The following is a 502-nucleotide window of genomic DNA, read 5'->3' as shown; positions in this document are numbered from 1 at the left end:
CCCCGTGGGTCGGTCAAAATCCCCCGGGTATGGTCACTTGAAACTCCCCCACCTGATGATCACCGGCAGCGCTGCTGAACAGCAGTAGCCGGTAAGGCAGGACGTTTATTTTCGCCCCCTTTCATACCGCAAGGGGGACCGGGAGTTGAACGTCTTGAAGGCACATCTGCAAAGCACCGTACTGACACTACTTGATCGCAACACCAGCCAACGCGAGATTCAAAGGCTGACCGGGGTCGATCGCAAGACGATACGGCGTTATCAAGCGCAGCGGGGCGGTGCGGAGGCAAATTCCCCCGGGGAAGTGACCACCGGCTCGGCGAGCGCGGAGGACCAAATTCCTCCACCCCGACCACCGGCGCTTGGAGTGTCGGGAGCGACGGCCACCAGCCTGGCCCGTTCGGCCTGCGAACCGCATCGGACGTGGATCGAAGACCAGGTCCGCCTGAAACGGAATGCGCAAGCGATCTACCAGGACTTGGTCGATCAATTTTGCTTTCCG

The 502-nt window shown here is 60.8% G+C and carries 1 pseudogene; it reads left to right on the top strand.

Annotated elements, in window-relative coordinates:
* Nucleotides 1-145: 145 nt before the first annotated feature.
* Nucleotides 146-502 (top strand): annotated as a pseudogene (locus tag JQK88_RS35550) (IS21 family transposase); the annotation flags it as partial.

Origin of the sequence: Mesorhizobium caraganae, assembly GCF_016836705.1 — a bacterium.
GTDB lineage: Bacteria > Pseudomonadota > Alphaproteobacteria > Rhizobiales > Rhizobiaceae > Mesorhizobium > Mesorhizobium caraganae.
Note: the sequence above shows the minus strand (reverse complement) of the source record. Positions and strands in the feature narration are given on the sequence as shown.